Raw genomic sequence first — 6,593 nt, 5'->3', positions numbered from 1 at the left:
ATATCCTGACAGTCCAGCCCTAATGTGACTTCCACCGCAAATTTTCGGGGCGCGGATCATGCGGCGATCTCCTCAGGCTGGGGCTGCTGGGCGTGCATCCAGTCGGCGGCCGCCTGCGCCTTGCTGGCGGCGGTGAAGATGGCGCGAGGGTCGTCTTTGAGTGCGCGCAACCACGATGCTACGTAGGCGGCATGATCGGCCCGCGGATGGTGAGCGATCCCGAGGTCGGCGAGCACGAACGATGCGGTCAGTTCAGCGCAAATTTCCTCGATCGCCAAGCTGTCGCGCTTGAAACGTTCGGCAAAGTTGCGGTCGAGCCGATGCTTTGCCCCTGTGGCGTGGGCCGCCTCATGCAAAAGCGTGCCCATCTGTGCTGATGCATCCCGAAACGAGGCAAAGGTCGGCATGAAGATGTGATCAAGGTCGATCCGGTAGTGCGCATCGTAGGCGCCCTCGGTGATCGGGATCTTGAGGGCTGCGACGAAAGCTTCGGCGTGCCCGAACCGCTCGCCCTCGGGTAGAACTGCGGCAGGTGGGGGTTCATAGCCCTCGACCTGGGCGAGGTTGAAAACGGTGAAGGCCCGCGCAAACATGCGGCCGGGTCCGGCTTCGCCATCGTCATGATCATCATCGGCGCGCGATGCGGCCTGTTTCCAGAACACAACCGTCGTTCCGCGTTCACCTTTGCCGACCTGTGCGCCAAGCGATGCCCACTGGCGATAGGTCCCCCAAAGACCGCTGGAATAGGCAGCCGCTTCTGCGGCAATCCAGAGCGCGAGCACGTTGACGCCGCGATAGCGGCGGCGGGATGTGACGTTCTGCGGCCTGGTGGTAGCAGCGCCATCATGGTGCCAGGGCATGCGCCAATCGCCGGCACCGGCTTCGATGGCAGATACAATCTCGGTGGTGATGCGCGAATAAACGTCGGCTCGTGGCGTCGCAGGGTGAGATCGGGACATGGCAGGTCTCCACGACGGGCGGAGGGAAACTGTCTTCCGCTCCTTCAATCCGTCACCCGCAAACCCGCCTCCTCTTCCTCTCCCGCCATACCGTTATGCGGTGTGGCGGTACCCGGTGCGATCTGTTCAAGAACACGCTGGATTCTGGCCACCTCGGCCTGAAGCGTCACCCGCTGCGGCTCTGGAAGCCGCTTCTCGCGCAACAACAACCGTGCCTCATCAGCACCGCGCTGCCATGCCGGGCGATGCCGTTCGGCGATGCAGGCATTGGGGCAGCGGACCGGTTCGCACATGGAGATCATTGGCCCGCTTGCGCCTGGCTCCGAACTCCGGTTCAGGCACAGGGCAGTTGCCGGATCAAAGAAGCAATCGGCCAGCGGGCCGACATGCAATGTCCGCGCGAGACTGCCCAGCATGGTGCGCAGACGTGGACGGTCGGCAATCATGGCAGGTAGCGGCGCCAACTCGTGGGCGGCAGTATCAAGCACAACTCCGACCCTGTTAGCGGCAGGCCCGCCAAGGCGTGCGCCACTTTGCCGCTCGTCGAAGTAGACAAGGATATCGTCGATCTGGCCGAGCGCACGCTGGGCTTCGATCTCTCCCCGAAATCCGGACCGGCTGCTGCCAGCATAGCCTTCGAAAGCCGCAACGCTGGCATGCTTGTACTGGATCATGCCGGCAATTGTTCCGAAGGGCCGGTTGGCGATGTGCCAGGCGATTGTGCGGCGAAACTGACGCGTTGTCAGACGCCATGGTCGGCCGTCGGGTCCGGCAGGAATGACGGGTGCCTGCGCGGATCCGAATTGGTCGTTGAGGTGATCGCGGAACCGGTTGAGTTGCCGGACTATCTCTGCAGAGACGTGCGTCTTGGTATTGGCCCGAAGCGTGAGGACTGGCCACAGGGTCGTTGTTCCGCGCGCTTGTCCCGCCCGCGCGGAAAGGCGTTCGAGGACATCGATGGCTTCAGCGACCGGCGCGATGGTCACCCACTCGGTCTCCTCGCCGCCGCCGCGCTTGCCCTTGTAAGCAGTGGACTTGATACGATGCCGCAAGATCGTACCGTCTTCGGCTCTGGTAATAGACAGGCATCCCCGCCTCATGGCTTGGATCTCGCTGTCCCGCATGCCTGAGAGAAAGGCACATACGATATAGGCTGCGGACTGCAGCATGACTTCCTCGAGGGGCAAAACCTTGGCATCGAAGCGGGTGCGCCAAGGCAGGCCAGTATCGGGATCGGCAGAAATGGGCGTATCCATGCCGCCGATCTCGGTGCCGAGTTCTGCGATGGCAGCGGCGATGAGGTCTGGTGCACCCGTGGCCAGGCCAAGGTGCATGGCAGGTTCGGCCTGCGCGTTGATACCGGCATGGAGGTGGATCAGGTGGTAGTTGATCGGCGGCGTGGCGGCGCCGGTTTGCGGATCTGTTCGCGTTGCGCCGTTATGTGCCGTGGTCCAGATCGGAATGCCGCGCCCATGCTGCCGCAAGGATGCAACATAGTCGAGGAGGCGTTGGCGTTGCCGTAACCGACGAACAGCGGGATCCAGAGCTTCCTCAGCGGCAAGCAGACGGTTGCGCGTTGCTTCAAGGCGATCAAGTTCCGCCCGTGCGGCAAGGATATCGCCTGCGTGGCAGGTCACGTAGCGCAACGACCAGGAGAGGAGCGGCGTCATGATCGCTTCAGGAATGCGCGGCGTCCGGTTCTCCCCTGCAATATGCTTTGCGCCCGCCACGGAAAACGGACTGCGTCCCGGCCACGGTTCGAAGGACAGGCGCGCAGTCGGCAGATGATGCTGCAACTCGTGCAGGTCAAAGATGATCCGCAGCAGCGCTGCCGCTGCAACTGGGCGCAGCCCGGCTAGGCGCAAGGATCTGGCGTAGCGATCGACCAGAGCCTGATCGACCCGGCCGAGATCGAAACGCCCCAGCTGGGCCTTGACGAAGTCGAAAAAGCGCAAGGTCCGGTTGGCCTCGCCGCGCACCCCGGCCGGCTCAAGCCGCGAACGGTGACCGGGGAGATCGACATTGAGCCGCGCATGGAGAATCTGGCGCAGGGCATCAGCAATGGATGGATCTTTGATACCGCCGAAATGTATCGTGACATGGCAGCGCCGGGCGTTGTCGCGAAATACGCCGGGAGCCAGATCCCACACCGGATCGCCGTATCGTGAAATATGCGCGCGATCGCAGCCGGGGCGCAAAGGCGCGGTCATAAGCACAGGGAGGGCATCGCGCTCATCGCCGCTCTCCGCCAGAAGCTGGACAGCGGTCATGCCCGTGCCTCTGGCGGCAGATAGACCGTGGGAGGGTCGTCCGCGACTTGGGCACGGGCCCTTGCCACGACGTCTTCGGCGAAGGCAGGCAGGATCTGCTGAACGATGCGATCATGGGCATGACCAAACTTGGTGGTCCACTCAGCAGCACTCAGGCCGACCCGCTGAGCGTCGACGAAGGAGAGAAAGGCGAGAATAGCAGGCAGCTTGCGCGCGGTAATGACCGCGTTGCGGCAATCGAGGCAGGCCCAGAACGGTGTAGGGCATGGGGTGCCGACGGATGCGAAGGGACTGGAATAGAAGTTGCCACAGCTTGCAAGCCAGACGTCTTGTTCGCCATCGAGCAGTGCGGTTGAAATGCCCCCATCATCGGGATCAGGGCTTGCCAACTTGCCGCGCAGCCGGTCCTCGTCTTGAGGAGGCAGGATCATTGGACCAGCGAGCGCCTCTTCGAGGGCATCTGCCACGGTTTGCTCGTGCAGCGGTCTGAGGGAGGGAATATCGGCGTAGTGCCGTGCCGCGATATCGACGGTATGACCTACGGCGAAGCGGGCCATGTGGCCTTCGGTCTTCAGATACCACAAGGCCTTGTGCGTCTTGCGCAGATACGAAAGACACAGATGGAGCGGTTTACCCTGATCATCGGTAATACAATGGCGCTGCGTCCAGGCACTGACCTTCAAGCGCAGTTGACGAATACCTGCGGTGATCTCGCCCGGCTGAAAATAGACCCAAAGGTTATCGCTAAAGTTATGGACCCTGGCCTTGGACGATAGGGCGATGATGCGTCGGATCAGACCGCCCGGCGTGGATGAGCCGCGATCACGCACCCGTATTGTCTTGTGCTCGGCACCGTGTGCCCGCAGCTTGGTGTAGGCGATATCGACGGTACCACCCGCGGCATTGCGCAGACAATCGAGGGTGAGCGACTTGCAGCACTCCAGCTCAAGCCCTGTCTCGATTAAGAGCAGAACAAGAAGCGGGACGATATCGTCGGCAGTAAGATAGTGGGCTGCGTGGAGGCTCAGGTTAAGCCTGTCACTGGTGAGATCGCGCTTCTTGCGCAGCTTGTACAGGCTCTGAAACGTGGGATCACGGTAGCCCAGAACACCGTATGTCTCGATGGCAGCATGGGCTTTGCAATATGCGCCATCGATCTGCGGCACCTCTTCGAACTGCGGCCCCGACCGCAAGCGCGCCTCGATCGCAGCGATATCCGCGCGTGCCGCATCGCGCAGCTGGCGGGCTACATACGGACTGTAGGCATCGCGTGGACGGGAACGAACGTGTGCGTGTGAGCTGACGTAGCGCAGTCGTTCCCGCAAGCCGGGATCGACAAGCTCGGGGCTGTCGTCCGCGATGCGACGTAGGACGGAAACGACCTTGGCGACATAGGTTTGTCCATGCACGCGAGACTTGCCCTGCGCGCTGAGCCATGTCTCAAATCCATCGATGTGATGGGCGCGAAGGTCAGCAGGGCCGTTGATCCGGTCGCCTGTCCCGGCCAGGTAGGCAAAGAAGCTTGGCAGCTGGTTCGCGTATGTCTTGAGGGAGGAACGTACCATGATGGGACCGCGCGGTGCGGCCAGCTTGAACAGGCTCCGGGCAAAAGCGAGCGCCAGGCCGCGCGGCCGCAAGCCCGTGAAATCGACGAGCAGCTCGCCGCCATATAAGGGATGAATCATGAAGCGCAGCGTGCTGATCTGCGACCATGGATCGGCTTGGGGCGCAGCCGCCTCTTTCTCGAAGCTGACCTTGCGTCCTTTGCGTGGAGCAGCGGTCATGATCGAAGATAGCCTGGTACGAGTGCCAACAGCTCTTCGACTGCCGCATCGACGGTATCGGCACGCGTGGCGAGGTGATCGAGATAGATGGAGGTCGTCGCGAGGCTCGAATGGCCAAGCAATCGCTGGACCTGTTGAAGCGGATCGCCGACCAGCTGGCGATAACCTTCCATGGCGCCCACTGGTGCCGTTGCGTCGGCGAGGCGGCGCTGGATCAGCATGGCCAGCATGTGGACTGCAAAGGAATGCCGGAGTTGATGGGGGCTAAGCCGGACCGGGATGCCGGCGTCCGTGCAGCGGCGGCTCGCCCGTGCGAAGATCGCTTCCCACGAGTTGGGCAACACAGGATGGCCCACCTCGGTCAGCCAGAGGACCGCGGCTTCGCGCGGCGTTCCATCGTCAGCGCAAATAACAAGCCTTGCGCGTTCATCCGGTGTGACGACCTCCATGTCCATCGTGCCACCGCCAACGAGATGCAATGCGCGCTGCCCGAATGAGGGGCTGTGGATGAAGATCGGGCGGTCGATGGCTTCCCAGCCACGGCGCTGTGCGAACTTGGCGACGGCTGCGGCTCGCTCAACGGCGATGTAGGCGTCAAACACCGGCAACAAACGGCGCGGCAGCAGCATGCTGCGCCCCCTGTCACCCTTGGTGAGTGCTGCCGGAAGCTCGACCCGCCGCTGACGTTCCGAGCGGGCGTCGCAAACCGGAATCTCGGCTGCGAGCAAGTGGGATGCCTCTTCCAGGCGCAGGCCAGTGGTGACCAGTAGATCGGCGAACAGCGCGTTGCGCGCGCCATTGCGGTCACGCGCTCCAGGACGCTCGGTCCCTTCAACGGTCAGGCCGCGCAAACCAACTTCCCGGAAGGCGCGGTAATCGGTGAGATCGATGAAACGGACGTCGGAACGACGGGCTGCCCGCTCATAGGCGTCATTGCGGCCCGTGACCGCCGCCCGGCGCCCATCGTGCGATCGTCGCCAGACCTGACGATGCGTAAAAGGTGTACGCTCGATCAGGCCCTCCCGTTCGGCCCATCGATAAAGCTTGTCGAGCGAGGCAATCGCCCGGTTCCACGTCGATGCCGAAATCCGGAACTCAGCATCGCTGCGCCGCCGGGCACGATGATAGGCACCGACATCATCGGCATCGGCTTGCCAAACGAACTTGCCACGGGCCGAAGCGAGAAAGCGAACCCAGACCAGGACATCATAGCCATGGGCGCGCAACGAGTGTCGCGAACGCGAACCGTTCAGCGGCAAATCGAGGAAGTAGCGCTCAAGGTGGAGATCATAGATCGCACCATCACGCAGGATTACCGGGATGTAGGAGTCCAGGCCATCCGCCGTGCGGCGCTCCTGAATGACGATCGACGCACCTGAAATATCCACAGCTTGTCAGCCCCTCTCCCAGACCCCCTCCCGACTCCAGATCGCACACGTTGCGTGCCTGCGGGACGGTGGTCATCAGGCCGGATTACGCCAGCTTATGGATAGCGCTTCATCCGGCCTGATGCCCCCCTGCGTTGCGCTGAAGCATACCGATCAATGGTGCGTCAGGCGCGGTGCAGACTGTCCAGATAA

General features: G+C 62.6%; 5 protein-coding genes. 1 reads left to right on the top strand and 4 read right to left on the bottom strand.

Translation table 11 applies throughout. The annotated features are described in order from the left end of the window. Positions 1 to 56: 56 nt before the first annotated feature. Both LDN95_RS22630 and LDN95_RS22625 read right to left on the bottom strand, forming a co-directional pair. Positions 57 to 959 carry an ArdC family protein gene (locus LDN95_RS22630; protein ID WP_124811545.1) on the bottom strand — a complete coding sequence of 301 codons (903 nt, stop codon included), beginning with the start codon at positions 957 to 959 and terminating at the stop codon, positions 57 to 59. Between the two features lie 44 nt (positions 960 to 1,003). Next, positions 1,004 to 2,755 carry an integrase gene (locus tag LDN95_RS22625; RefSeq protein WP_226019770.1) on the bottom strand — a complete coding sequence of 584 codons (1,752 nt, stop codon included), beginning with the start codon at positions 2,753 to 2,755 and terminating at the stop codon, positions 1,004 to 1,006. A gap of 207 nt (positions 2,756 to 2,962) precedes the next feature. Here LDN95_RS22625 and LDN95_RS23380 point away from each other — a divergent pair, with 207 nt between their 5' ends. Then, the gene (locus tag LDN95_RS23380; protein WP_226019769.1) at positions 2,963 to 3,127 is read left to right on the top strand and encodes a hypothetical protein; all 165 of its coding nucleotides are present in this window, start codon (positions 2,963 to 2,965) and stop codon (positions 3,125 to 3,127) included. A gap of 98 nt (positions 3,128 to 3,225) precedes the next feature. Here the strand turns inward: LDN95_RS23380 and LDN95_RS22615 are convergent, their stop codons facing one another. Together LDN95_RS22615 and LDN95_RS22610 are read right to left on the bottom strand one after the other, a co-directional pair. Beyond that, on the bottom strand, positions 3,226 to 5,013 hold the full coding sequence (locus tag LDN95_RS22615) for a hypothetical protein (RefSeq protein WP_226019768.1): 1,788 nt from the start codon (positions 5,011 to 5,013) through the stop codon (positions 3,226 to 3,228). Then, positions 5,010 to 6,401 (bottom strand): site-specific integrase, encoded by a 1,392-nt coding sequence (locus LDN95_RS22610; protein ID WP_226019767.1) that lies wholly within the window; start codon positions 6,399 to 6,401, stop codon positions 5,010 to 5,012. The genes LDN95_RS22615 and LDN95_RS22610 overlap by 4 nt, the downstream gene beginning before the upstream one ends. Between the last annotated feature and the right edge of the window lie 192 nt (positions 6,402 to 6,593).

Origin of the sequence: Novosphingobium sp. FKTRR1, from assembly GCF_020404405.1 — a bacterium.
Taxonomy (GTDB): domain Bacteria; phylum Pseudomonadota; class Alphaproteobacteria; order Sphingomonadales; family Sphingomonadaceae; genus Novosphingobium.
The sequence above is the reverse complement of the archived record's forward strand: the minus strand, read 5'-3'. Positions and strand labels throughout refer to the sequence as shown.